This window comes from Desulfovibrio subterraneus (genome assembly GCF_013340285.1).
Classification (GTDB): Bacteria; Desulfobacterota; Desulfovibrionia; order Desulfovibrionales; family Desulfovibrionaceae; genus Halodesulfovibrio; species Halodesulfovibrio subterraneus.
Genome location: NZ_BLVO01000016.1, coordinates 781051 through 807236 on the forward strand (window position 1 = coordinate 781051; position 26186 = coordinate 807236).

Annotated in this window: 22 protein-coding genes; 9 read left to right on the forward strand and 13 right to left on the reverse strand. The window is 57.3% G+C overall.

Annotated elements, in window-relative coordinates; all coding sequences use genetic code 11:
- Window positions 1-13 precede the first annotated feature (13 nt).
- Window positions 14-844 (reverse strand): nitrogenase iron protein, encoded by an 831-nt coding sequence (gene nifH / locus HUV30_RS17705; RefSeq protein WP_174406824.1) that lies wholly within the window; start codon window positions 842-844, stop codon window positions 14-16.
- 343 nt (window positions 845-1187) lie between these two features.
- On the opposite strand from nifH, the gene HUV30_RS17710 reads away from it, so the two are divergent.
- Complete coding sequence (locus tag HUV30_RS17710; RefSeq protein ID WP_174406825.1) at window positions 1188-2294, forward strand: LeuA family protein; 1107 nt, start codon at window positions 1188-1190, stop codon at window positions 2292-2294.
- A gap of 9 nt (window positions 2295-2303) precedes the next feature.
- Window positions 2304-3176: a hypothetical protein gene (locus HUV30_RS17715; RefSeq protein ID WP_174406826.1), complete on the forward strand. Its 873-nt coding sequence runs from the start codon at window positions 2304-2306 to the stop codon at window positions 3174-3176.
- 261 nt (window positions 3177-3437) lie between these two features.
- Here HUV30_RS17715 and HUV30_RS17720 read toward each other — a convergent pair whose 3' ends face one another.
- A complete protein-coding gene (locus HUV30_RS17720; protein ID WP_174406827.1) occupies window positions 3438-3917 on the reverse strand; it encodes a winged helix-turn-helix domain-containing protein in 480 nt (159 codons plus the stop codon).
- 304 nt (window positions 3918-4221) lie between these two features.
- Between HUV30_RS17720 and HUV30_RS17725 the strand changes: the two genes are divergently transcribed.
- Together HUV30_RS17725 and HUV30_RS17730 are read left to right on the forward strand one after the other, a co-directional pair.
- Window positions 4222-5247, forward strand: coding sequence for a molybdopterin-binding protein (locus tag HUV30_RS17725; protein WP_174406828.1), 1026 nt, complete (start codon window positions 4222-4224; stop codon window positions 5245-5247).
- Between the two features lie 104 nt (window positions 5248-5351).
- Window positions 5352-8075, forward strand: coding sequence for a molybdopterin-dependent aldehyde oxidoreductase (locus HUV30_RS17730; RefSeq protein ID WP_174406829.1), 2724 nt, complete (start codon window positions 5352-5354; stop codon window positions 8073-8075).
- 88 nt (window positions 8076-8163) lie between these two features.
- Here the strand turns inward: HUV30_RS17730 and HUV30_RS17735 are convergent, their stop codons facing one another.
- The 4 genes from HUV30_RS17735 to HUV30_RS17750 form a co-directional block, all read right to left on the reverse strand.
- Complete coding sequence (locus HUV30_RS17735; RefSeq protein ID WP_174406830.1) at window positions 8164-9798, reverse strand: response regulator; 1635 nt, start codon at window positions 9796-9798, stop codon at window positions 8164-8166.
- Window positions 9799-9835: 37 nt separating this feature from the next.
- Complete coding sequence (locus tag HUV30_RS17740; RefSeq protein WP_174406831.1) at window positions 9836-10300, reverse strand: chemotaxis protein CheX; 465 nt, start codon at window positions 10298-10300, stop codon at window positions 9836-9838.
- A 153-nt stretch (window positions 10301-10453) separates the two neighbouring features.
- Window positions 10454-10786: a tetratricopeptide repeat protein gene (locus tag HUV30_RS17745; protein WP_174406832.1), complete on the reverse strand. Its 333-nt coding sequence runs from the start codon at window positions 10784-10786 to the stop codon at window positions 10454-10456.
- Window positions 10787-10844: 58 nt separating this feature from the next.
- A complete protein-coding gene (locus HUV30_RS17750) occupies window positions 10845-11120 on the reverse strand; it encodes a DUF2325 domain-containing protein (RefSeq protein WP_174406833.1) in 276 nt (91 codons plus the stop codon).
- Window positions 11121-11346: 226 nt separating this feature from the next.
- Here HUV30_RS17750 and HUV30_RS17755 point away from each other — a divergent pair, with 226 nt between their 5' ends.
- Together HUV30_RS17755 and HUV30_RS17760 are read left to right on the forward strand one after the other, a co-directional pair.
- Window positions 11347-11958 carry a DUF1007 family protein gene (locus HUV30_RS17755; RefSeq protein ID WP_174406834.1) on the forward strand — a complete coding sequence of 204 codons (612 nt, stop codon included), beginning with the start codon at window positions 11347-11349 and terminating at the stop codon, window positions 11956-11958.
- A 20-nt stretch (window positions 11959-11978) separates the two neighbouring features.
- Complete coding sequence (locus HUV30_RS17760; protein WP_174406835.1) at window positions 11979-13079, forward strand: nickel/cobalt transporter; 1101 nt, start codon at window positions 11979-11981, stop codon at window positions 13077-13079.
- Window positions 13080-13128: 49 nt separating this feature from the next.
- On the opposite strand, the gene HUV30_RS17765 is transcribed toward HUV30_RS17760, so the two are convergent.
- Window positions 13129-13323, reverse strand: a complete 195-nt coding sequence (locus HUV30_RS17765; protein ID WP_174406836.1) for a ferredoxin — start codon at window positions 13321-13323, stop codon at window positions 13129-13131.
- A 120-nt stretch (window positions 13324-13443) separates the two neighbouring features.
- Here HUV30_RS17765 and HUV30_RS17770 point away from each other — a divergent pair, with 120 nt between their 5' ends.
- Window positions 13444-14082: a tetratricopeptide repeat protein gene (locus HUV30_RS17770; RefSeq protein WP_174406837.1), complete on the forward strand. Its 639-nt coding sequence runs from the start codon at window positions 13444-13446 to the stop codon at window positions 14080-14082.
- A 346-nt stretch (window positions 14083-14428) separates the two neighbouring features.
- Here HUV30_RS17770 and HUV30_RS17775 read toward each other — a convergent pair whose 3' ends face one another.
- Window positions 14429-14707: a hypothetical protein gene (locus tag HUV30_RS17775; protein ID WP_174406838.1), complete on the reverse strand. Its 279-nt coding sequence runs from the start codon at window positions 14705-14707 to the stop codon at window positions 14429-14431.
- A 361-nt stretch (window positions 14708-15068) separates the two neighbouring features.
- Here HUV30_RS17775 and HUV30_RS17780 point away from each other — a divergent pair, with 361 nt between their 5' ends.
- Both HUV30_RS17780 and HUV30_RS17785 read left to right on the forward strand, forming a co-directional pair.
- Entirely contained in the window at window positions 15069-15587 is a 519-nt protein-coding gene (locus tag HUV30_RS17780) for a TRAP transporter small permease subunit (protein ID WP_174406839.1), read from the forward strand.
- Window position 15588: 1 nt separating this feature from the next.
- The gene (locus HUV30_RS17785; RefSeq protein WP_174406840.1) at window positions 15589-16944 is read left to right on the forward strand and encodes a TRAP transporter large permease; all 1356 of its coding nucleotides are present in this window, start codon (window positions 15589-15591) and stop codon (window positions 16942-16944) included.
- A 420-nt stretch (window positions 16945-17364) separates the two neighbouring features.
- On the opposite strand, the gene HUV30_RS17790 is transcribed toward HUV30_RS17785, so the two are convergent.
- From HUV30_RS17790 to pta, 5 genes are all read right to left on the reverse strand, one after another.
- On the reverse strand, window positions 17365-19179 hold the full coding sequence (locus tag HUV30_RS17790; protein ID WP_174406841.1) for a methyl-accepting chemotaxis protein: 1815 nt from the start codon (window positions 19177-19179) through the stop codon (window positions 17365-17367).
- A gap of 411 nt (window positions 19180-19590) precedes the next feature.
- The gene (locus HUV30_RS17795) at window positions 19591-21345 is read right to left on the reverse strand and encodes a methyl-accepting chemotaxis protein (RefSeq protein WP_308481416.1); all 1755 of its coding nucleotides are present in this window, start codon (window positions 21343-21345) and stop codon (window positions 19591-19593) included.
- A 281-nt stretch (window positions 21346-21626) separates the two neighbouring features.
- Window positions 21627-22682 (reverse strand): phosphotransacetylase family protein, encoded by a 1056-nt coding sequence (locus HUV30_RS17800; protein ID WP_174406843.1) that lies wholly within the window; start codon window positions 22680-22682, stop codon window positions 21627-21629.
- Between the two features lie 132 nt (window positions 22683-22814).
- Window positions 22815-24020 (reverse strand): acetate kinase, encoded by a 1206-nt coding sequence (locus HUV30_RS17805; protein ID WP_174406844.1) that lies wholly within the window; start codon window positions 24018-24020, stop codon window positions 22815-22817.
- A 23-nt stretch (window positions 24021-24043) separates the two neighbouring features.
- Window positions 24044-26158, reverse strand: a complete 2115-nt coding sequence (gene pta / locus HUV30_RS17810) for a phosphate acetyltransferase (RefSeq protein WP_174406845.1) — start codon at window positions 26156-26158, stop codon at window positions 24044-24046.
- Window positions 26159-26186: the final 28 nt, after the last annotated feature.

Genomic DNA, 26186 nt, shown 5'->3' on the forward strand with positions numbered 1-26186 from the left:
TTTCCGTGTCGCGCTACGCGGCTTCGAGCAGCCCGTATTCGAGCAGGAGTGCTTCCAGTTCGTCGATTTCCAGCGGGGTGGGGATGACGAACATCTTGTTTTCGTCGATGGCCTTGGCGAGGTTGCGGTATACGTCGGCCTGCACAACTTCGGGGTTCCACTCGATAACGGTCTTGCGGTTGATTTCTGCGCGCTGCACGTCGTTGTCGCGGGGGACGAAGTAGATCATCTGGGTACCCAGCCTGCGGGCCAGTTCCTGAATCATTTCCTTTTCGTTATCCACGTTACGGGAGTTGCAGATCAGGCCGCCGAGGCGCACGTTGCCCGACTGGGCGTACTTCATGATGCCCTTGCAGATGTTGTTGGCTGCGTACATGGCCATCATTTCACCGGAACAGACGATGTAGATTTCCTCTGCCTTGCCGTCGCGGATGGGCATTGCGAAGCCACCGCACACAACGTCGCCGAGAACGTCGTAGAAGGCGTAGTCCAGACCTTCGGACTCTTCATACGCGCCAAGGTTTTCCAGCATGTTGATGGAGGTGATGATACCGCGACCTGCACAGCCTACGCCCGGTTCAGGACCACCGGATTCCACGCACCACGTGTTGCCGAAGCCGGGCTTGCGGATATCGTCCAGTTCAACGTCTTCACCTTCTTCGCGCAGGGTATCGAGCACGGACTTCTGGGCGAGACCGCCGAGCAGCAGGCGGGTGGAGTCCGCCTTGGGGTCACAGCCTACAACCATAACCTTGCGACCCATCATTGCCAGACCGGCCACAGTGTTCTGTGTGGTGGTGGATTTGCCGATGCCGCCCTTTCCGTAAATGGCTACCTTTCTCATGATTTCCTCCTGGAGGTGGTTGGTAATGCTGAACCCTCTAGGGCAAGCGGTGTGCCAAGTTTTATAATTTCTCAGAACATACTTTAATGATTGGTAAATTTCACAAAAGAGGGAGGCGCGTGGTCGGGACGGGGGAGTGTGGGAAACTACACACCTACCCACCGTAAGTGTAGGAAACTACAAAAGTGCATTTTTTCATCACGGCATGTGTAGGTAGTGCTTTGCCCTGTGATGACGGTGGGTTGCGGTATCGTTCAACTTTGGCACTGATCATGCTCATATGTGTTCAGGTCCGCGGAAGTTCCTGCGGGCAGATGCACAATCTCTCTCAAGGAGAATGACCATGCTGATCGATACGACACTCAGGGAAGGGGCACAGTTGTTCGGGGCCTACTTCAAGATGGAGACAAGGGAGGCAATCCTCTCCGGCCTGCTGCGCCTTGGCGTGGATGAAGTCGAAGTCGGCTGGGTTGGTCAGGAAGGCATTGACGAGCTTGTGCGCCGCATTCGTCCACGGGCAGGCCGGACCAGGCTGAGCGTGTGGAGCCCTTGCCGTTCTGCAGACATCCGCACTGCCTCTGAACTGGGCGTGGACAGGATCAACATAGGCATACCCGTTTCGGATGCCCACATGAGCAAGCGCCTCGGGCTGGACCGCAAGGGGCTGCTGGAAAAGCTGGGGCGTATGGTCCTCAGCGCCGGGCTTGCCGGTATCCGCTATATTTCCATAGGGTTTGAAGATGTCTCGCGGGCGGACAGGGACTTTGCGCTGGATGCGGCCCTGCTTGCCCAGAGCATGGGGGCCTCGCGCATCCGTCTGGCAGATTCGCTCGGCGTGCTTTCCCCGCGTGAGATGGGCGGGCTGGTGGAATTTTTCCGCTCACAGCTGACCATTCCCGTTGCGGTGCATTGCCATAACGACTTCGGCATGGCCACGGCCAACGCCGTGAGCGCACTGCAGAGCGGAGCGGATTTTGCCGATGTGAGCGTGCTCGGCATAGGCGAGCGCTCGGGCATTGCCGCAACGGAGGAGCTGGCTGCCTATCTGGCCGTGCGCGGGGGAGCTTCAAAGTATCACGCAGAGCACCTGCGCGACCTGTGCTCCCTTGTGGCCGGAGCTGCCGGAGTGGACATTCCCCGCACCAAGGCCGTGGCCGGAGCGGATATCTTTGCCTGCGAATCAGGCCTGCATGCCCACGCACTGAGCAAATCGCCCGAACTGTTTGAACCCTACGATCCTTCCCTCATCGGAGCGAACCGCAAGCTCGCCGTGGGCGGCAAGAGTGGCAAGGCGGCCGTCTCTGTTGCGCTCGGCTCTGCCCGTTCGCATTATCCGGCAGGGCAGATCGAAGATCTGGTTACCTCTGTCAGGCGCATGTCGTGGGAACTCGGCAGGCCGCTGACGCAGGATGAATTTTCACACCTCGCGGATTCCGCGCGCAAGCACTAGGAGGTTGTCATGCACATGGTACATACCCGTTATGGTGATCTTGTCCCCCAGCGAACCACGGATGATCTGCGCAGAAAAGAACTGCTGCCCGTGGACCTGTATGAAGACGGCAGCCCGCGCGGACTGCCTCTGGAAACGCAGGTGCTCATAGACACGCCCGCAGGGGTGGTTCCGGCCGAGTTCATCTCCTTTTATCCCGACGGCAGTCTCAACCGCGTGTTCCCTCTCAACGGCAGGCTTTCCGGCTACTGGACGCAGGATGATGAGGCGCGGCTTTCCGAACCTGTGAGCCTGCAGACGCCTGTTGGCGAGCTGCATGCCCGCGTGATCAGCGTCAGTTTTTACAAAACGCAGGCCCTGCGTAGTCTGACCCTGTGGCCGGGCGAGGTGGTGAGCGTGCAGACTCCCGCGGGGCTGATCAAGACCCGCACCGGAGTGAGTTTTTATCCTGATGGTTCCATCCGTTCTCTTGAACCCGCCGCGCCTGTGGCCGTGAAAACGCCCGTCGGCGAGATTATGGCCTTTGATCCTGACGCCGTGGGTGTGAACGGCGATTGCAATTCTCTGGTGTTCAATCCCGATGGTTCGGTGCGCAGCCTGTGCACGGTGTCTTCGCGGGTTACGGCCTTCATGCCGGACGGAACACGAACCGTGTGCTGCCCGCAGTGGCGCGAGAGCTTCTGCGGCGATACCGAGCGGGAGATAACACCCATGGCCATTCTGTTTGACGGGGGCGACGTTGTGATCCGTTCCTCGGCGGAAGATGCGTCGGTGCGTTTTGACGGTGACCGTGCCGTGGTCTTTGCCGGAAGGTGGGAGGGAATGCACGTGGCCCGTTTTGCAGGCATGCCCCTGCTGCCACGCACCTCATGCAGCCATTAGCCGGTATTGCCGGATAGAATGAAAATGGGTTGCACCAACAGGTGCAACCCATTCGGACTGCAGAGTAAGTCATTTAGGGGGGAATTTTTTGGCTCCGCCGGGCAGGAACCTAACGTTCCTGCACCTCGTTTAAGCGATGACAATCTGTTTTTGGACTACAGCTCCGTCTTAACGGGAATGTGGTTTTACTGAAAACGAGGGGGTGTCGTTACCCTGTGGTTTGCGCCTGTTGGTACAAACCTTTTTTTATGTAAAAAAATCTTAGTTCTGCCCTGAGCGTGGGCTATAATCGGCAGCAGCTTGCCCGCCTGCCTGTTGCGTTGTTTCGTCCTGTCCGGCCTCATCTCCGGCCTCATCTCCGGCCTCATCATCTCCGGTCTTGTCAGGCTGGTCTGCCAGCAGTGAGGCGAAGCGATGGTCGAATTCACGCTGGGCAACGGTGTGCACGGCTGCATACGCTGCCTTGTAGCTTGCCAGACAGCGGGCACCAAAGGCGGAAAGCTGGTAGCCGGACTTGTTGCCCCCGCGCTTCACCAACACGGGCTGCCCCATCCGTTCTTCAATTTTGCGGATGCGCCCCCATGCCGTGCGGTACGACATGCCTATTTCCTTGGCCGCGCCGGCAAGGGAACCGGTGGTTTCCACCCCCTGCAGCAGCGCAAAGCTGCCCATGCCGAAGGCGTTTTCACCGTCTACTTCTATCCAGAATTTTACCCGCATCCGCAGTGTTTTTTCTGCCATCTCTTTCATCCTTTCCTGATCTTCATACACCAGAGATACCAGTAACCTGTCCACTGCTCAAGGCACATGGTCAACGGTTGTTTCCGGCTGTTTCGCAGCGTGCAAGCCCATTTCATTTCGCGTTTGTTTATTGACTTTATATGTTCATGGCGACATAAGAAAATTGGAAATGGGTGAATACTCTCTAACATCGGGGTTTCTCAGGGGCATCTTGATTGACTGTGGCTTGATGAAAAAAGAGTAATTATTCCAAGCTTGAACGCTTCCATGCTCGAGTTCACGTACCGTATCGGAGACTGCGCACATGATGAAGACCATTCCCGTTCAAGAGGCCGTTGGCACCGTCCTCTGTCACGATCTAACCCGAATTGTACCCGGCGAGTTCAAAGGCCGGGCTTTCAAGAAGGGGCATGTTATCCGCCCCGAAGACATTCCTGTCCTGCTCAACATAGGCAAGGAACATCTGTATGTGCTGGCGCTCGACAAGGGGCAGCTGCACGAGGATGAAGCCGCCTTGCGCATCGCCCACGCTGCGGCGGGGCCGGGTATCTCCTTTTCGGAGATCAGCGAAGGGCGCATCAACTTCATGGCCGAACGCGGCCTGCTTACCGTGAATGTGGAGGCGCTGCACGCCATCAATTCCATTGAGGAAGTGGTGCTCGCCACCATGCACACAGGCCAGTTTATTACCGAACCGCGTGCCGTTGCCGGTACGCGGGTGGTTCCGCTGGTCATAGACGAAGAAAAGATACGCAGGGTGGAAGAAATTTGCGCCGCGCACTACCCGGTGGTGCAGGTAAAGCCCGTTCTGGAACAGCGCATAGGCGTTGTGACCACGGGCAGTGAAATCTTCCACGGCCGCATCGAAGACAAGTTCGGTCCGGTGCTGCGTCGCAAGTTTGCCGGATTCGGCTCCGAGGTCATGGGGCAGACCTTCGTGGGCGACGATCCGGAGACAACCCGTGACGCCATCCTTGCCTTTGTGGAGCAGGGGGCGGACATGGTTGTGGTGACCGGAGGCATGAGTGTTGACCCGGACGACCAGACACCGGCCAGTATCCGGGCCACAGGGGCTGAAATCGTAACCTATGGCTCGCCCACCTTTCCGGGCGTGATGTTTCTACTTTCCTATCTTGGCGGCGTGCCCGTTCTGGGGTTGCCCGGGTGCGTCATGTACTACCGCGCCAGCATTTTCGACATTGTGGTGCCGCGTTTGCTGGCCGGAGAGCGGCTTACCCGCAAGGACATAGTGGCGTTGGGGCACGGGGGTTTCTGCGCATGCTGCGAGCCCTGTCGCCACCCTATCTGTCCTTTCGGCAAGCCGGGCTAAACCCGAACCCGCGGCCTTTCGGGGCGCGCGAACTGGACGATGTTGCCGGACCGCTGTTTGCCTGAATCGTCCGGCCCGAGTTATCACCTATAAGGAGGATTTCGATGATCAAGCGTATGATCCATGTCAATGGCGCCCCCCGTATGGCCATTGCCGCTCCTGAAACCACCCTCGCAACCTATCTGCGTGAAAGTCTTGGCCTTACCAGTGTTAAGGTTGGCTGCGGACAGGGACATTGTGGCAGCTGTAACGTTATCGTGAACGGAAAGCTTATCCGCTCTTGCAGTTACAAGATGAGCCGTCTGAATGATAGTGACTCCATCACTACGCTGGAAGGTATTGGCACTCCCGACAATCTGCATCCTATTCAGGTCGCATGGCTGGCACATGGTGCCGCTCAGTGCGGCTTTTGTTCTCCCGGTTTCATAGTCTCCACCAAGTTGCTGCTGGATACCAATCCCAAGCCTTCGCGTGACGATGTGCGCGACTGGTTCCAGAAGCATCGTAACGCCTGCCGCTGCACCGGCTACAAGCCGCTGGTGGACGCCGTTATGGATGCCGCCGCTGTGCTGCGCGGAGAGAAGAAGCTTGATGATCTCTATTTCCAGATTCCTGCCGACGGCAAGATCTGGGGTACCAAGTATCCCCGTCCCAGCGCCGTTGCCAAGGTTACCGGTACGCTCGACTTCGGTGCCGACCTCGGCATCAAGATGCCCGAAGGCACGTTGCGCCTCGCTCTTGTGCAGGCCGAAGTCTCCCATGCCAGAATTCTGGGCATAGACACCAGCGAAGCGGAAAAGATGCCCGGCGTGGTCAAAGTGGTCACCCATAAGGACATCAAGGGCAAGAACCGCATCACCGGTCTTATCACCTTCCCCACCAACAAGGGTGACGGCTGGGATCGTCCCATTCTCTGTGATGAGAAGGTATTCCAGTTCGGCGACGCCATTGCCATTGTCTGCGCCGATACCGAATGCCACGCCAAGGCTGCCGCAGCCAAGGTGAAGGTTGATCTGGAAATTCTGCCCGCATACATGAGCGCCCCCGAAGCCATGGCTGAAGACGCCATGGAAATTCACCCCGGCACTCCGAACGTCTACTTCGAGCAGAAGATTGCGAAGGGTGAAGACAGCGCCCCCATCTTCAAGAAGGCCGACGTGGTGGTGGAAGACGATTTCTATGTCGGCCGCCAGCCGCATATGCCCATCGAGCCGGACGTGGGCTTTGCTTTCTTCAATGAAGAAGGCAAGCTGTGCATCCACTCCAAGTCCATCGGCCTGCACCTGCACATGTACATGATCGCTCCCGGTCTTGGTATGGACCCCGAGAACATGATCATGGTGCAGAACCCCACCGGCGGCACCTTCGGTTACAAGTTCAGCCCCACCATGGAAGCACTGGTCGGCGCGGCAGCCATTGCTACCGGTCAGCCCGTGTACCTGAACTACACCTGGTTCCAGCAGCAGACCTACACCGGCAAGCGCTCTCCGTTCTTCATGAACGTGCGCTTTGCCGCTACCAAGGACGGCATGCTGCAGGCCATGGAAAGCGACTGGACTGTTGACCACGGCCCCTATTCCGAATTCGGCGACCTGCTTACCCTTCGCGGTGCGCAGTTCATCGGCGCGGGCTACAACATTCCCAGCATCCGTGGTATCGGCCGCACCGTGTGCACCAACCACGCATGGGGTTCCGCCTTCCGTGGCTATGGTTCGCCGCAGAGCGAATTTGCCTCTGAAGTGCTGATGGACGAACTGGCTGATAAGCTCGGCATGGACCCGCTGGAACTGCGTTACAAGAACGTGTACCGCGAAGGTTCCACCACGCCCACCGGCCAGACGCCGGAAGTGCTTTCCCTGCCTGAAGTGCTGGATAAGGCACGTCCCATGTACAAGGCCGCCAAGGAACACGCTGCCAAGGCTTCCACCGCGGAAGTGAAGCGCGGCGTGGGTATCTCGCTCGGCGTGTACGGTTGCGGTCTGGACGGCCCTGATACGGCGGAAGTGTATGTGGAGCTGAACCCCGACGCGACGGTCACGGTTTACGCCACCTGGCATGACCATGGTCAGGGCGCGGACATCGGCACCCTTGCCACCGCGCACGAAGGGCTGCGTCCGCTGGGCATCCGTCCCGAAAACATCAAGCTTGTGCTGAACGATACCGCCGTGTGCCCCAATGCGGGTCCCGCAGGCGGCAGCCGCTCGCAGGTTGTTGTCGGCCGCGCCATCAAGGCCGGTTGTGAACTGCTGGTCGGCGGTATGCGCAAGAAGGACGGCACGTTCCGTACCTACGATGAAATGAAGGCCGAAAACATTGCCGTGAAGTACAGCGGCAAGTGGTCTGCTCCGTGCACCGACTGCAACGCAGACGGTCAGGGCAACCCCTTTGCTGCTTACATGTACGGTCTGTTCATTGCCGAAGTGGCAGTGGAACTGGCAACCGGCAAGACCACCGTGGAAAAGATCTCCATGGTGGGCGACGTGGGCGAAATCGCCAACAAGCTGGCTGTGGACGGCCAGCTCTACGGCGGCCTTGCTCAGGCCATCGGTCTTGCCCTGTACGAAGACTTCGAGGACATCAAGAAACACTCCACCATGCCCGGTGCCGGGTTCCCCTACATCAAGCAGATTCCTGATGACATCGTGCTCGAGTATGTGGAAACCCCGCGTCCCGAAGGTCCCTTCGGCGCATCCGGCGTAGGCGAACTGCCTCTTACCTGCCCGCACGCAGCCGTGGTAAACGGTATCTACAACGCCTGCGGCGTGCGTATCACCAAGCTCCCGGCTCTGCCGGAGAAGGTGCTTGCCGGACTGAAGGCCAAGAAGTAACCGTCGTCTCCTGAAATGATTCGGGCGGCTCCTTGCAGTGCAAAGAGCCGCCCGTTTTTTGTGAAGTGGTGCGGAGAACGGGAGCGTATCAGCGCTTGGTGCGCTCCAGCAGTTTGCCCAGCTTGTTCTGCAGCATCTCCGGCGTGAAGGGCTTGGGCAGGAAGGAGGACACGCCACACTTGCGCGCAAGGGCTGCCTGCGATCTGCCCGATTCGGTGGTGGCCATGATTACGGGGGTGGTGGCATACAGCGGCATGGCGCGCAGTTTTTCCGTGAACTGAATGCCGTCCATTACGGGCATGTTCATGTCCACGACAATGACATCAAAGACGCCTTCCAGCCCTTCCACAATATCCAGCGCATCGCGGCCGTGTTCCGCGAGCATGACATCGAAGCCAATGGCCGAGCCGTGCGTGCGGTAGAAGTTGCGCATGGCCGTTGAGTCGTCAATGGCAAGCAGTTTGGGCCTTCCGCTTTCCTGCTTCGGCAATTCCTTGCGGATGGCTTCGGCATCGCGTGCGGCCTGTTCGCCTTCGCATTGCTTCAGCGCCTCGGCGAAGGTCAGCATGGTTTCGGCGTTGTTACACTTGAGAATCAGGCTGATGAGAATGCGTCCGGCAACCGGGTCGGCATGCAGATAGGGAAACAGTTTGACGGCATGTGCCGCGATGATTGCCTGCAGAATACGCTGGGCCTGTGCATCGCGTGCGGCCATGCGGTCTGCTATTATTTCGAGAAAACGTTTACCCACCATGGGCGATGCCAGCGACTCCAGTGCATACACGATGGCCAGAAGCGTTGTGGGTTCCTGTTCCACGGGCAGGGCGTCCGTGAGTGCCACAAGACTTTTGACGCCCGGCGTACAGCCGAGTGCTTCGTAGATGGCAAAGCCGACGTTGGGGTCGGAGGCAGCCCCCTGCTCAAGCGCATGAATGAGCGGGTGCGCGGCAGACTTGTGGGCAATGTCGCGCAGGGCGTTGGCGGCCATGACGCGGCTGTCCTTGTCGGAATCGAGCAGCGCCGGGGCAATGTGCGGAATGGCCAGCTCGCCGCAGCGCACAAAGGTTTCCAGAACAATGCGGCGTGCTTCCGGATTTTTGTGATGTATGAAGCGGGCCAGCTCCGAGAGGGCCGGGGCATGGCTGGAAGCGCCGATGCGGCCGAGAGCCTCAATGGCGGCCCATGTGGTTATGCCGCACACCGCGTAGCGGTCGTCAGCTTCGTTGGCTGATATGATGTCGGTGAGGGGCTGGATGCAGGATGCGTCGCCCAGTGCTCCGAGATATTGGATACACAGGGAAGCAATGACCGGATCGGCATGCCGCATGTGTTCGTGAAACACCGGAATGGCAGCATCGGAACCTATGCGCCCGAGTGCAGTGAGTGTTTCGTTGAGAGATGCCGAATCGTCTGCCTTGCTGAGGCGGGCAATCAGTACGGGAGCCGCTTCGACAAGATGCATCTCACCGGCAAGATCTCTGCACAGGGCGGCGTACGGTCCGTGCGGATGCTCAATGCCGCTGACAATGCTGTCCGGATTTTTTTGCAGCAGGGTCCGCATGGTGTTGCGAACCATGGTGTCTGCAGCAGTGTCGCCTGTGGGCTCCAGAAAAAGGGGAGTAAGTTCGGCGAGAGCCTGTGCCGCAGGCTCGCCCTGCAGTTTGTGCAGCGCCTGAGCCTGCTCCAGAAAATCGAGTGAGCGGAAAGAATCTGCGAAGGACACGATGACCTCCCTGCGAGCAGTCATTTCCCAGCGGGATTTATTCGAAGCAGAACTCCACTGTGAAGTCGCCATTGGCAGTGGAGAAGGGTATGGCCATTATCGGGCTTTTGGTGACATGCGTTATGGAATGGTTGTCACCCATGATGACTGAAGGAGTAGACCCCTGAAACACCATGCCCATTTCAGCAAGCCCCGCTCTGGCCTGTCCGGAGATCATGTTGGTTACTTCGCCTACGGCATCCTTCGTATCCTGCAGCAGATCCTGAATGTCGTCTCCGAGCATGGCTTTCACCAGCGCTATGGCGCATTTTTTGGTGAAAGTGACCGAGATGCTCCCGTTCTTATAGCCTGTGATGCCGATAACGGCAGACACGTCGCCCTGCGCAACCGTGTTTTTCTTGACATACGGCATCCCCGGCACGGGATTGATGCCCGCCATGGTGGAGAGGACGTTGACGGTTGCACTGATAAAGGGTTTTGCTACCTCGATTCCGGTGCTCATTGTGAAGGACTCCTTGCATTCCCGACTGTCGGATGTCGTATTTTCCCGCTAACTGCGTGATAGATCACTTTTGGGGTGATACGTAAATCCTACTGTAGATGCCGGACTCCGTAAAGTGAATTATTGTTCGTCATAGGCATGTTATAAGACATGCTATGCAGCGTGGGCAGCCTTGTTTTCCGCGTGACCGGACACTGCGGCGAGATTTCTGCGGATGGAATCGCACAGGCGGTTGTTGCCGCCGGTACGGCGTTCCAGCACCTCAAGCGCTGCCGCAAACAGTTCCGTCGCCTGCGGGTTTTTGCCCTGTGCCGCAAAGATGAGGGCAAGGTTGTTCTGTATCTTGGCGGTGTAGCCTTCGGCCCCCAGCGCGTTCGCCTTGCGCAGGGCCTGATGCAGCATGAACTCGGCGTTCATGAAGTCTCCGCGGGCCATGGCCTGCATACCCTGTGTGTTGAGGGAGCCGATTACCTTTGCAGCGCACATGTCAGTATCTCCTGTATGATTCGTTCCCGGCCTGTTTTGGCAAACGGGGTGGTGTTATCTAGTTGGATTCAAGGCTGTTGCGCAGGGTGGACACGCCACATGCGTGTATCATGCGCACGGGGATATTGCGGGACTTGGCGTAGTTGAGCACTTCCTTGCGGGCCGCGTGCGAAACCTTGCTGGTGAACACGATAACCAGATCCGGACTGCCCATCTGGCTGCTGATCTGGTTTTCCTTGCCGGTGAAAACCTTCAGGTCAACGCCGCGGGACTTGGCTGCGTTGATGTAATCCCTTCTCAGTCTGTCCATGCCGCCTATGAGGGTTGCGCACATTGGTGAGTCCTTTGTGGTTGGTGGTTGAAAGGTCTTGGCAAAGTGCCGTTTCGTCGTCCTGACATATTCCTTAATTGAAAATGAATTTCATTGTCAACTAAAAACCTTTCTTTGCTCAAATCCCTACTCCTGATAGGAAGCGGTTACGCGTGAACGGCGTTTGTTTTTTCGCCCGTCATGGTGCTTGTTGTGATGTGAATACGCTTCGTTTTGCGGAGAATGATAGATGATGAACGGACTGAGGATGCAGGCCCTGCGCCTGCTCTGCATTGCCTGCTGCCTGACTTGCGGCATAGGCGTGTCGTGGATGTTCCCTGACAGGGGATTCGCGCATCCGCATGTATTTGTGGATGCAACCGTGGACTTTGTTTTTGAAAATGGTGGTCTTGCAGGCATGAAAGTGCACTGGACGTTCGACCCCATGGCCAGCAGTCAGTATCTCACGGATCTTGATATTAACGGAGACGGCACGCTTACGGCAGAAGAATGGACCTCGCAGCGCGATGACATCGCCGTTTTTCTGGCTGAGGAACGCTTTTTTCTGCACGTTGCCGTGAACGGACAGTCGGTGTTTATTCCGTCCATCCGCGATTTTGTGGCCACGTTCGAGAACGGGAAGCTGGAATATTCCTTCTTTGCCCCGCTCGCAGCCGAGAACGGCAGCGATGTGATTGTGGCTGTTTTTGATCCCTCCTACTACACCGACTTTCAGATCGCCGAAGAGAGCTTCCGTTTCTCCGGCAGGTCCGAGGGTATTTCCTATACACTGGACGATGCGCCGGAGCTGGCTTTTTATGAAGGCCAGATCATTCCGTTGGCGGCACGGGTCCACTTTTGATCATGATGAAGAGTTGTACGATGACTATGCGCATGGCAGCCGTGTGTACCGCGGTGCTGTTGTTTTTGTGTTCGATGTCCCTGAGCGTCCCTGTAACGGATGGTGTTTCGTCTCTGCAACTGGGCATGGTGTCTGCTTCGCTGGCGAATCCCTTTACCAAGGGGGCGCATGGCCGCAGCCCGGGACAGGCAGAGGAGAAGGCTGCGGGCGGTTTCGAGCAGCAGGATCAGACTGCCATTGCCCCCGGCAACGGTACGCAAGAAGGGGCGCTGCAGGCTCCGGTTGCAGAGACGGGCGGAGCGAGTCTTCCGCATGCCGAGGCAGGTTTTCTGGCCACGCAGTATACACGCATGTTGCGCGCTGTGACCGTGATGCAGAAGGAGATGCGTGAAAAACTGTCCGAGCTGGGCAAGGACATCGCTGCCAACCCTGCGGGTGGTTCGTTCTGGACATTCATAGGTCTGTCTTTTTTTTACGGAGTAGTGCACGCGTTGGGACCGGGCCACGGCAAGGCCGTGGTGTTTTCCTATTTTCTCGGCAAGCGGGGCAGCATTGCGCGCGGTTTTGCCATGGGGCACCTGCTTTCATTCGTGCATGCCATGTCGGCCGTGGTGCTCGTATTCGTTTTGCAGTGGGTGCTCGGCAACAAAGGCTCGCAAGGGTTTGACGAAGCCGGCGGGGTGTTGCAGCACGTGAGCTATGGACTTGTGGCCGTGATCGGGCTGCTTATGCTGGTGCATGCGTTGTATGAGACATTTTCCGGCAGGCAGGCTGCCCGCATATGCTGTGCAGCGGCACCGCAGGCGGGATATGGCGGCATTGCCGCTGTTTCCATGCTGGCGGGGCTGGTACCCTGTCCGGGCGCGGCGCTGGTGCTCGCCTTTGCCATGGGGCTGGGGCTGCCGTGGACGGGATTTTTTGCGGTGCTTGCGCTTGCGTTGGGCATGGGGCTGACAACATCGCTCTTCGGTGTTCTCAGCATTGCCTCGCGCAGCGCGCTTGTGCATGTGGCAGGCAGAGGGCCGAGGTTGCTCACGGTCATGTACAGTTGTCTCGCCATCGGCGGGGCGCTGGGCATTACCCTGCTCGGCACCATGTTATTCCTTTCCGCACGATGCTGATGAAGAAAGCCGCCTTTTCAGGCGGCTTTTTTTGTCGTTGGTGTCGGGCCTAAGCATCTTCCCACGAGATACACTGCACCGGGCAGGTGTTGATGGCGTCTTCAACGCAATCCGCTTTTGTTTCCGGGTCTATGACTTCCGCATATTCGTTGCCGCTGGACATCCGGAACGCTTCGGGGCAAAGTTCCACACACGATTCGCAGGCAATACATTCATTTGTGTCAAGCACCAGAATCTTGGCCATGAATTTCTCCTGTTATTTGCGACATGGGGTCAGGGGTATACAGACACAACACTGATATACCGTTTTATCAATGTCGGCGGCAAGAAATTCTTACATACAGCGGTTCGAAAGGTGGAGAGCATGGAGTCGGGCGGAAAGCAGGCGAAGGAACATCTGGCAAGGGCCAAGGCATATTTTCAGCGGCACGACGTGATGCGTGCGCTGGAGGCTGTGGTAAATGCCCTGCAGGTTATGCAGAAGGGGATTTCCGGGCCGGACAAGATGGCGGCTGATGCAGCCCTGCGGGAAATGATCGGCCTGCTCAACCGTACCGAAGAGATAAGCACCCGCTTTCCCAAGGGGGTTCCCTTCAAGCCCGGTATTGAGCGTCAGCTCTACACGCTGTTCAATCAGGTGCTGCAGTCCATCCGCATGGCGCAGGAGCACGAAAGCTACACGCAGACACTGGAACGGAAGCAGAAGCTGGACAGGGTGCTCAACTATGGCTGCAAGCTGCTGGAAGCCGGTAAGGTGCAGGACGCAGAAGGAGCCTTTCAGGAAGCCATTGAGTGCTATGTGGATGAGCATTCAATGTTCCGCATGATGGGTGAGGCCTGCCTTGCGGTGAAACAGCCGCGTATGGCGGCCAAATACCTCAAGCAGGCCGTGAAGGTCGACAAGGACAAGGAGCGCTCAGGACGCTTGCTTGTACGCGCACTGGAAGAAAGCGGCAATATTCCGGCTGCCAGAAAGCTGGAAGCCGAGCTGAAGCTTTCCTAGCTGCCGTTCGAATCTTTCCGGCCAGCTGTCGGCTGGCTGTCAATTCCACGTATCTGCCAATTGTCAGCAGGGCATACGCCGGACGTACGCCGACCGCCTGCCGGACAGCTCAGACATCTGCCGACACCATGCCGGACATTAGCCATCCATCTTCCGGACACCGTCGGGCATCTGGTCATCCCCTGACAAGTATCTGTTCATTAGCACCCGCAGCGGCCTTGGTTACGTAGCCTTCGTTCGCCATTGCGTGTGGGAAACGCTGCGCGTATGGCGCGAGCATCCCCTCGCGCATGTCGCATACGTCGGAAGGCCATGCAGGCCGCGTAGACGAACTGGTCGGCCGCAACTACAGATCCAGCAGGGCGGCCACACGGTCGGGATCAAGCGCGTGCTGTGTCAGGCCGTCGTTGCTGCCCTGTCCCAGCAGGGACATGGCTGCGCCGTACGCCAGATCAACGTCATCGGCAGCTTCAGGCGGCAGGGTGCCAGCCTGCATGCCGAGACCGGCTTCCTGCGTGGTTACACCTTTTTCTTCAAGCTTTCTGCGCGCAACTTCGTTGCCCTTGCGCAGCATGTCCTCAAGCTTTTCAAACGGATCATTACGGGTAAGGCCGGATATCTGCATGTCTGACTCCTTGGAAGAGTATTCCTGCCTCGCCTCGTTGCGCCCTGGCTGTGACGGCGGGGAAGGAAGTTGTTTCCGTACCTCCATTGTTAAGCAAAAAACGGGCGAATACGTGTTTTGTCAATGAATGCCTGCGGTTGCGCGAGGAGGGGGAAAAACATTCCTTTACGTCCCGCAAGCGACGGGGCGGGGCTGTCTGCATGTATCCGTATGGGCGTTGAAGAATTCGTCAAAAAGGACATATTTGTAAAATTTGTTGTAAGCGCCTATGCATCCTGCTATGGGAAGCCTGCTTTTATACTCTGGTGTTGTGCCGCAATTCAGTCCGGCAGCAATCGGGCCGGTGTGGAGTTTTTGAACAATGGTGCAAGCGTTCATACGAAAAATCGATGCGTTAACAGAAGTGATAGGCAAGGCGACCATGGGGCTAGCCCTCTTGCTGGTTGTACTGGTGATGGCCGATGTCGCCATGCGGTATGTGTTCAGCATCAGCTTTGCCTCGGTGCGCGAGCTGGAATGGCACATCTATTCCCTGCTGTTCCTCTTCGGCGGGGCCTATACGCTGCGGCATGACGGCCATGTGCGCGTGGACGTGGCCTATCAGCATTTCAGCCCCAGAATGCGGGCGCTGGTCAACGTGATCGGCTGTCTGATCTTTCTGTTTCCGGGGTGTTATCTGGTCATCCGCACCTCTGCCATGTTTACCAAATTCAGCTGGATGATGGCCGAACAGTCGCCGGACCCCGGCGGGCTGCCCTTCCGCTGGTTCCTCAAGGGATGCCTGCCTGTGGCCTTTGGCCTGCTGGCCCTGCAGGGCGTTTCGTTCTTTCTGAAGAATCTGCTTGTGCTGCTCGGCAAGGCAGAAGCGGAGGAGGCATAGCATGCATCAGGCACTTGCAGGCTGGCTCTTTGTCGGCATGACGGCCATGCTCATGCTTGGTTTTCCCGTTGCGTTCACGCTGCTCGGGACGTCGCTCATCTTCGGGGTAATCGGTTTCGGCTGGGATTTCTTCAATCTCATGCCCCTGCGCGTGTGGGGCGTGATGAGCAATTTTACCTATACGGCTGTTCCGCTGTTCATCTTCATGGGCATGACCATGGAGCGTTCGGGCATTGCCACCAAGCTCATCGAGTCCATGGGAACCATGCTGGGCCGTGTCCGCGGCGGCATGGCCATTTCCGTTGTGCTGGTCGGGGCGCTTCTCGGTGCCTCCACAGGCATTGTGGGCGCGACCGTGGTCACCATGGGGCTGCTTGCTCTGCCCACCATGATGCGCTGCGGCTACAAGAACACGCTTTCCACAGGAGTTATCGCGGCATCGGGTACTCTCGGGCAGATCATTCCTCCTTCCATCATCCTCATTCTTCTGGGCGACATTATCGGCGTGCCAGTCGGCGATCTCTTCATAGGAGCGCTGGTTCCCGGTTTCATGCTGGTGCTGTTCTACATCATCTACATCATGCTCTATTCCAAGATCTGGCCGGAGAATGTACCCGCCGTGATCTGCGGCCCACGCTGCAAGCCCGGTGATCCGGAGTATGACGAGTGCTCCATCGGAGCGGACATGCCGGGAATACGGGACCTGATGGGAGCATTTTTGCCGCCCCTGTTCCTCATTCTGTCAGTGCTGGGTACTATCTTCGCCGGTATTGCCTCTCCCACGGAAGCTGCGGGCGTGGGGGCCTTCGGCGCGCTCATTCTCAGCTATATGAACGGCAAGTTCAGCTGGCAGATGCTCAAGGAAGTCATGGAATCCACCATGCGCCTTACCAGCATGATCTTCATTATCCTTGTGGGTGCCACGGCCTTCGGCCTCGTATTCCGAGGACTTGGCGGCGATCATCTGGTACGCGATTTCGTGCAGGCTCTTCCTTTCGGCAAATGGGGCGTGCTCGCTGTGGTGATGTTCCTCATCTTCCTCATGGGTTTCTTTCTCGACTTCATCGAGATTACCTTCATCCAGATTCCCGTGCTGGCTCCCATCATGATCGAATCGGGTTTCGACCCGACGTGGCTGGCGCTGATATTTGCTCTGAATCTGCAGACATCCTTCCTTACGCCACCGTTCGGGTTCTCGCTCTTTTACCTCAAGGGGGTGTGTCCGCCACAGGTCTCCACCCTTGATATCTACAAGGGGATCATTCCCTTTGTGGCCATTCAGCTGCTTGTGCTGGGTATCTGCGCTGCGTTCCCCGACCTGCTGCTGTGGCTGCCGCATATGGCCGCAGCCCGATAGTTAGCCGCGTCTCCGCTGATGACAACAAGCCCCCGCAACGTGCATTGCGGGGGCTTCAGACTGCTGACAAAGTCATTTCTGGTATTTTGGGGCTCCGCCGGGCAGGAACCTAACGTTCCTGCACCTCGTATAAGCGATGAAAATCCGTTTTTTGACCTCGGTTCCGGCTTAACAGGAATACGGGTTTACTGAAAACAAGGGTTTTTCATGAACCTTAAGCCCCCGCAACGCGTGTTGCGGGGGCTTAGTTTTCGTGATCAGGCGCTGGCGTGCAGGCGATCGGGAAAGGCCGGATTCTTCTGCTGTCAATTCGGCACGAACCGGCAGGATCGGCACGGTCGCAGAACAGGCTGGACAGGGTATTGTCCGACCGGCAGACAGCGTGTGCCCCGCCCGGGCAGCCCATGTTAGAGTCTGCAGTTATTTGCCGGCATCGTCCTTCAGGGAATCCACAAGGCTGCTCAGTTCGCTGGCTTCTCCCGCAAGCTGCTGTATGTCGTTGTCGGATTCCGCAACACGCTGGGCGTTTTCGTTTGCGATACGGTTGATTTCATCCACACTGCTGGTGATCTGCTCGGATGCGGCGGACTGCTGCTCGGCTGCCGTGGCAATGGACTGCACCTGCATTGCTGCTTCCTGCGCCATGGAAACGATTTCATACAGCACCTGACCGGACTGGTTGGATAGCTCCGTGGCACCGTTGATGGCGTCCACAGCTTCATCCATGCCTGTGACGTTGGCCTTGGCAAGGTTCTGTATGGATTTGATGCTCTCGCCCACTTCCTTGGTGGCACCCATGGTTTTTTCGGCCAGCTTGCGCACTTCGTCTGCCACAACCGCAAAGCCGCGGCCGGCCTCGCCAGCTCGGGCTGCTTCAATGGCAGCGTTCAGGGCCAGCAGGTTGGTCTGGTCGGCAATATCGTTGATGACGTTCATGACCTGACCGATGGCAACGGACTGTTCGCCAAGATTGTGCATATTGTCTTTGAGATTGGTGGTAATGGTCTGCAGGGCGTTCATGGACTTGACTGTTTCCGAGACAACGGAAGAACCCTGCAGGGCTTTTTCACGCGATTTTTCTGTCTGCTCTGCGGCTTCACTGGCATTGCGCGCCACTTCCAGCACCGTGGCATTCATTTCTTCCATGGCGGTGGCTGTTTCGCTGATGCGGGTCATCTGGTTTTCCGTGCCCTGGCGAATCTCTTCACTTCGCATGGCAAGATCGCTGGTGGCGGTGGAAATGCGCGATACCACGCCCTCAAGGCGGCCTGCTGCGGTGAGCATGCCCTCGCGGGTGGCTTTTTCCGCCTGTTGCATGGCCTCTTCGGCCTTGCGCAGCGCTTCGCGGGCAATGTCGGTCTGTCTGTTGGCCTCCTGACCCTTGGCCTCCATATCTTCAATGTTGGCTTTAAGGGTGGTGACCATAGTACCGAGAGAGGACTGCAACTGCGCCACTTCGTCACGCCCTGTCGGGGTGATACGGACATCCAGATTACCCTGGGCTACGGCATTTGCGGCAACTGTGGCCTCTCTGAGCGGGCGGGTGATGGAAAGGCTCATGGCAATGCTTGCCGGCAGAATGATCAGGAGCAGAATGGCGGCCAGAATGGAAACCGTGGTGATGGTGGAGGCGTTGACAAGATCAGCGATGTTTGAAGCGATACGTGTTTTTTCTGCATCCACGTTGTCTATGTAGACTCCGGTACCCACCCAATAGTCCGAGCCGGGAATCATCATGGCGTAGCTGAGCTTCGGCTGGGTGCCCATGTTGGGCTTGGGCCATACGTATTCAACAAAATCACCGCCTTTCTGTGCGGCTTCGGCCAGCCCGCGTATCACATACACGCCGTTAGGATCGCGGGAACCATCATTATTCTGTCCCACGGAATCCTTTTTCACCGGGTGCGCCACAACGGTTGTTCCCTTGTAAACGAAGAAATAGCCCGAATTGTCGTCTTCAAAGGATATGGTGTAGGTCGCCTGCCGGAGAAGGTCTTCCTTCTGGTCTTCAGGAGCGGTTGCGATAAGTTTGCCCACAGCGTTGGCGAAGGTAAGTGTCGCCAGCTGCAGTCTGGCCTTGTGGTCTTTGAGCATGACCCGCTGGGTTTCGGATACGCCGAGGTTGGCGACTTTGTCGGTGAGTTGCACAAAGACGACAACCGTTGCTGCGACAAACAGGGACATGACAATGATGAGCGCGATGATGCGCCGCCCGATGCTGATATTACGGAACATGTTTCCTCCACAGGTAAAAAGTTTTTCCTGCGCCCCCCTTTTTACTCAGGACAGAAAACTGTTGTCCGCTCCCTCCGTGTTGCGGCTTTCTGTCTTATCGACGAAAAGACTGGCTGCATTATAGGAGAGATCACATGGACTTCTTATTATATACTCTCATTTGGTCTGTGGTGTATAGTTTGATACTGTTACTGTGTGCTCAGAATGTGGGTAAGTGCGTTTGTGAGATAATGTATTCACCTTCGTTTTATGGATTGAAGATGACTGGTCAGGCCAATTTGCTGGGAGAGTGATATAGAATTGCCAAAAGGTGCGGGGCTTCTGCTCAGTAAGATGAATTTGAGCGCTTGTTGAACAAAAAGCCCCTTCCGAGATCCGGAAGGGGCTTTCGTATGTGCTTTGTGGGGGGAACTATTTCGATGTGTCAGTCTTGAGAGACTTGGTAAGGTTGCTCAGTTCGCTGGCTTCTTCTGCAAGCTGCTGTATGTCGCTGTCGGATTCCGCAACCCGCTGCGCGTTTTCGTTTGCAATGCGGTTGATCTCATCCACGCTGCTGGTGATCTGTTCCGATGCGGCGGACTGCTGCTCGGCTGCCGTGGCAATGGACTGCACCTGCATGGCTGCTTCCTGCGCCATGCTGACGATTTCGTAGAGCACCTGACCGGACTGGTTGGAAAGCGCGGTGGCTCCGTTGATGGCTTCTACGGCTTCATCCATGCCTGCCACGTTGGCCTTGGCAAGGTTCTGGATGGACTTGATGCTCTCACCCACTTCCTTGGTGGCGCCCATGGTCTTTTCTGCCAGCTTGCGCACTTCGTCTGCCACAACAGCGAAACCGCGACCCGCATCGCCTGCGCGGGCGGCTTCAATGGCGGCGTTCAGGGCCAGCAGGTTGGTCTGGTCGGCAATGTCGTTGATGACGTTCATGACCTGACCGATGGCGACGGATTGTTCGCCAAGATGGTGCATGTTGCCCTTGAGATTGGTTGTGATGGTCTGCAGGTTGTTCATGGACTTGACGGTCTCCGAGACAACGGAGGAGCCCTGCAGGGCCTTCTCACGGGATTTTTCCGTCTGCTCTGCGGCTTCGCCCGCGTTGCGGGCTACTTCCAGCACCGTGGCATTCATTTCTTCCATGGCGGTGGCTGTTTCGCTGATGCGGTTCATCTGGTTTTCCGTTCCCAGACGAATCTCTTCGCTGCGCATGGCAAGGTCACTGGTTGCGTGGGAAATGCGGGCGACAACACCTTCAAGGCGGCCTGCAGCGGTGAGCATGCCTTCGCGGGTGGCCTTTTCCGCTTGTTGCATGGCTTCTTCGGCCTTTCGCAGAGCTTCGCGGGCAATGTCGGTCTGTCTGTTTGCCTCTTGCCCTTTGGCTTCCATGTCTTCGATGTTGGTCTTGAGCGTGGTGACCATCTCGTTAAGCGACTTCTGCAGGTTGGAAACCTCGTCCTTGCCCATGGTGTTCAGCTGCACGTCGAGATTGCCGTGGGCAACGGCGTCTGCTGCGGCTGTTGCTTCACGCAGGGGGCGGACAATGGAGGTGATAAGGGTGATGCTGAAGGGCAGCACGAGGAAGATGAACACACCGGCCAGTATGCCGAGAGTCCACGTGGTCTTTGAGCTGACTATCTCGCTGATCTTGGCCTCTATGCGGGCTTTTTCACTGTCGACGTTATCCACATAGATGCCGGTGCCTATCCAGCTTTCGGTACCGGGAATGAGAATGGCGTAGCCGAGTTTGAGCGTGGGGCCGGACCCGGGCTTGTCCCATATGTAGGTCACAAAGCCGCCACCGTTATGCGCGGCCTTGTTCAGTTCGCGCACCAGATACACGCCGTTGGTATCCTTCATGCCCGAAAGGTCTTTGCCCACAAGTTCGGGCTTGGGGGGCAGAACCTGTACCGTGGTTCCTTTGTATACGAAGTAGTAGCCGGACTTGTCATTTTCAAATCGGAAATTGTCGATGGATTTGCGGATGATTTCAAGTTTGGCTTCGTCCGTACCGGCGTCGGTAATGAGCACGCCAAGTGCGTCAGCAATGGTGTCCGTTGCAAGCTTCAGACGGCTTTTGTGGTCCTCAAGCATGACATTCTGCGTTTCCTGCAGTTGGGCCTGAGAAACCTCGGCCGTAAGCCGGATGAACGCAAATATGCTTACTCCCATGAAAAGCGTCATGAAAACAAGGAGTAATAACACCCGTTTCCCGATTGTGATGCTGCGCAGCATAAGGACTCCTGCAAACTTAAGGATTGAAGAGGTACACTATTAATATGTTGCATCCCTGTATATTAAGCAAGGTTTTGCTGCAACAGGACGCACAAAAAATGAAACCGGCACAATGGTTGCGGAAAAAATGAGCAGACCTGGCGTATTTCCGGAGGACAGCGGCAATGCCCCCCGCATGCGGGAGGGGCAAGGCTGTGTCGTGCGTGTCCGGAAACGGGTTACAGGGCCGACCGGATGTATGTAAGGTCTATGACGTTGTTCACGAGCGTCGCGGCGCGTTCTATTTTGACCAGTTCGCGCAGTTTCTGGCTGGCGAGGATGGTTTCCATGTTCTTGGCCACGGTATAGGTGTCGTCTTTAACCTGAATGACAGGCACCCCCTTCTGCTCAGAACGGGCGCGGACAAGCTCGCTGGGGGTGATGTTGCCTGTAAGGATGAGGCAGGGGCATTCACCTTCCAGCGCCACAAGCTGCAGATCTGTGCGGTCGCCGCCCACAATGGTCGCGGAATTGCGCTGACGGCGGAAGTGGGTCATGAAATTTTCCACCTGCATGGTGCCGATGAGAAAATCTTCGATAATGCGTTGCGACTGGGCATTGCCGGAAATAATCTTGCCCTGGAGACGCCATGCCAGCTCGGAAGCCTTGATGGCGTTGAGCAGCGGATCGCGGGGGATGATGCCGAGCACCTTGATGTTCTGTTCGTCGAGGTAGGGCACCAGAATTTCTTCCGCATCGCGCATGAAGAGCTCGGGCACATCGTTGAACAGCACGCCGAGCAGCGAATCGCCGAGCAGTTCGCGGATGCTGAGCACGGCGTCGTAATGCAGAGTGTTGTCAAAGCGGTCTACCAGAATGGTCTTCAGCCCCAGTTCGCGCACAATGGCAGGACCGTCCACTCCGCGGTGTTTGCCGCGATGCAGAAAGGCACCGCTGCCACATACAAGCATCACGTCTTTGTCGCGCGAGAGCTTTTCATACGCAGTACGGATGTTGTGCATGCAGTCACCGGTCTTGATGAGACGGGTGGCGCGCAGGTTGCGGGGAATGATGACAGGGGTGAGGTCGTCCGGTGCCGCATCAAGGCCGAGCACTTCGTTGAGGAGCATGGCGTCTTCATCGCCGACCACTTCGTCAACGGTAACGGGAAGCGCGCCCACCGGTTTCATGTATCCCACCCGCAGGCCCTGCTTCTGCAGTGCCAGCCCGAGAGCCAGTGCGGTGATATTCTTGCCCGCGAATGCGTTGGTGGAACCTATGTATATGCCTGTCATGACTGCCTCCTGAATGGACGAGGGGTGCGCCGGAACAATGGTACTGTTTGTGTGCTCTGTCAATCCTGACGAAAACGGGGCGAGGTTGTGTTTCAACCCCGCCCCGGAACAAGCTATTCGACCCGGTCCGTATTAGCCCTTGAGGACTTCCACGGTAGCCTGAGCGATTTCCAGTTCTTCGTTGGTGGGGATGATGAGGATATCAACCTTGCCACCCTTGCTGATGGAACGGGCCACACCGCGACGGGTGTTGTTCTCTTCGAGGTCGATGAAGAGGCCGAGGTGTTCCATGTCCTGACATACGGCGGCGCGCATGTGTTCGTCGTTCTCGCCGATACCGGCGGTGAAGACGACTGCGTCAACTTCGCCCACAACGGCCATGAAGGCACCAACGTACTTCTTGATGCGGTAGGACATCATGTCGAAGGCGAGCTGTGCCTTTTCGTTGCCTTCCAGACGCGCGGCGTGAATGTCGCGCATGTCGTTCATGCCGCAGATGCCCTTGAGGCCGGACTGCTTGTTCATGACGGTGTCCATTTCAGCAGCGGAGATGCCGGTCTTTTCCATGACGAAGGGTACGATCGCGGGGTCGATGTCGCCGCAACGGGTGCCCATCATCAGGCCTTCCAGAGGAGTAAGACCCATGGTGGTGTCTACGCACTTGCCGTTCTTGATGGCGCACATGGAGCAGCCGTTACCAAGGTGGCAGGTGATGATGTTGAGTTCGTCCACGGGCTTGCCGAGGAACTTCGCAGCCTGCTTGGTCACATAGCGGTGGGAAGTGCCGTGGAAGCCGTAACGGCGAACCTGCAGGTCTTCGTACATGGAGTACGGCAGGGGGTAGAGGAACGCCTTCTGGGGCATGGTCTGGTGGAATTCGGTGTCGAATACGCCAACAGAGGGCACGCCGGGGAAGAGTTCTTCTGCCACTTCAATGCCTGCAAGGTTTGCAGGGTTGTGCAGGGGGCCGAGGGGGAAGTATTCGCGGATTACGTCCTTGGCCCATTCGTCGATCTTGATGGACTTGGTGATCTTTTCACCGCCGAGCAGAACGCGGTGGCCGATGGCGTAGATCTCGGACTTGTCCTTGATAACGCCGTCGGTGCTGTCGGTGATAAGGTCAACAACGCGCTTCATGCCGGCTACGTGGTCGGCAAAAGCTTCGTTGAGAGCGATCTTCTTCTCGGCATCGGTGTCGGGGTGGGTCTTGTGGGTGAGCTTGCCGACGGGTTCACCGATGCGTTCAACAAGGCCGGAGCACAGGGAGGCTTCGGTCTCCATGTTGATGAGCTGGTATTTGATGGAAGAAGAGCCGGAGTTAATAACAAGTACGTTCATGGTGGTTTGGTTCCTTGGGGACTCTAGACGAGCCCTTTTTCAGCCTGCGCCTGTATGGCGGTTATGGCTACGGTGTTCACGATATCGGGTACCGTGCAGCCGCGGGAGAGGTCGTTAACGGGCTTGTTAAGACCCTGCAGCACGGGGCCGATGGCCACTGCATTCGCCGCACGCTGAACAGCCTTGTAGGTGTTGTTGCCGGTGTTCAGGTCGGGGAAGATGAAGACGGTGGCCTTGCCTGCTACCTCGGAGTTGGGCAGCTTGGTTGCGGCTACGTCTGCATCGATGGCTGCGTCATACTGGAGTGGGCCTTCCAGCAGCAGCTCGGGGGCACGTTCCTTGGCAATGCGGGTGGCTTCGATGACCTTTTCAACGTCAGCACCCTTGCCGGAAGAGCCGGTGGAATATGATAGCATGGCTATGCGCGGGTCAACCCCAAAAATGCGTGCCGTCTCAGAAGAGCTGATGGCAATTTCTGCCAGCTGCTCGGAGGTGGGATTGGGATTCACTGCGCAGTCGCCGAACACCAGCACGCGATCTTTCAGGCACATCAGGAACACCGAGGACACGATGGACGCGGTGGGCTTGGTCTTGATGAACTCGAAAGCGGGGCGGATGGTGTGGGCGGTGGTGTTGATGGCACCGGAAACCATGCCGTCCGCGTCATCCTGCTTCACCATCATGGTGCCGTAGTAGGTGGGATCGGACATGGCATCGCGGGCCTGTTCCATGCTGATACCCTTCTTCTTGCGGAACTCGAAGTAGGCTGCGACGTACTTTTCGAAGTTGGGAGACAGCTCGGGCTGGATGATCTGGATGTCGCCGAGGTCAAGGCCCAGTTCGGAGATCTTCTTGCCGATTTCGTCGGCATTGCCCAGCAGGATGATTTCGGCAACGCCGCGGCGGTCGAGAATTTCGGCTGCGCGCAGGATGCGTTCTTCAGAACCTTCGGGCAGGACAATACGCATCTTGTTGCGCTTGGCCTTTTCGATCAGGTTGAACTCGAACATCTTGGGGGTGACCTTGGAGGACTTGCGGCCGATGACGCGCTTGGCGATTTCGGACGTATTCACGAACTTTTCGAACACGCCGAGGGCGGTGTTGATCTTGCGTTCGTTCTCAGGGTCGATCTTGCCGTACAGGTCGTTGAGGATCTGCGTGGTAAGGTAGGTGTGTTCCTTGACGGAAAGAATCGGTACCGGAACGCCGGTCCAGCCTTCGATAAGGCGGTGTACGTTCGCTGCGGGCTGCAGACCACCGGTGAGCACGATGCCGGAAATATCGGGGTATGCGTTGGAAAGACGGGTGGCAAGCGTGGCAATGATGATGTCGCTACGGTCACCGGGGGTGATGATCAGGCTGCCGGTGTTCACGTAATCGAGGAAGTTGCCGATCTGCATGGCAGCGATGAGGTAGTCGTCCACCAGAGCATCCAGACGGCCGTGGCCGTACAAAACCGTGCCCTTGAGCCACTTCTTCACGTCGTTCATGGTGGGCTTGCCCAGAGTGGGCTCTTCCGGAATGACGTAGACGACAAGGGGATTGGTGCAGCGGGTCTTGCATTCAAGGGAGCCGATGATCTGTTCGGGGTTCACCTTGTCCTGATCCGCACGGTTGATGATGGCGGAAACGATGTCCAGACCCTTTTCTTCGAGCGAATCAATGGTCAGCTGGGTGGAGCCGATGATTTCATCCGTGCTCTTGCCCTGACCGTTGGAGATCACCACTACGGGGCAGCCAAGGTTCGATGCGATGTCGGCGTTCAGATCGAACTCGAAAGCAGCGTCCTTGCCCAGAAAGTCGGTGCCTTCGCACAGTACGAAGTCGTACTTGTCGGCAAGCTTCTTGTACTTGTTCAGGATGTTGTCGAGAAGGGTGGCGTGCTGACCGTGGTTGATGAGTTCACGGGCTTCGTTCAGCGAGTAGGCGTAGGTATCCTCGTAGGGGATATCGAGGCCGAAGTGGGTGAGGATCAGGTTGATGTCATGATCCCGAACGTCACGGTTGGGATTGTTGATGATGGGCCTGAAGAAGGCGACTTTACGGATGTCTCTGAGCAGTAGCTGCATCATGCCCAGAACAACGGCAGATTTGCCGCTCTTGGACTCCGTGGCTGTTATGTACAGGTTGTTGGACACTGTTAGGCTCCTTGCATATCCAGACACA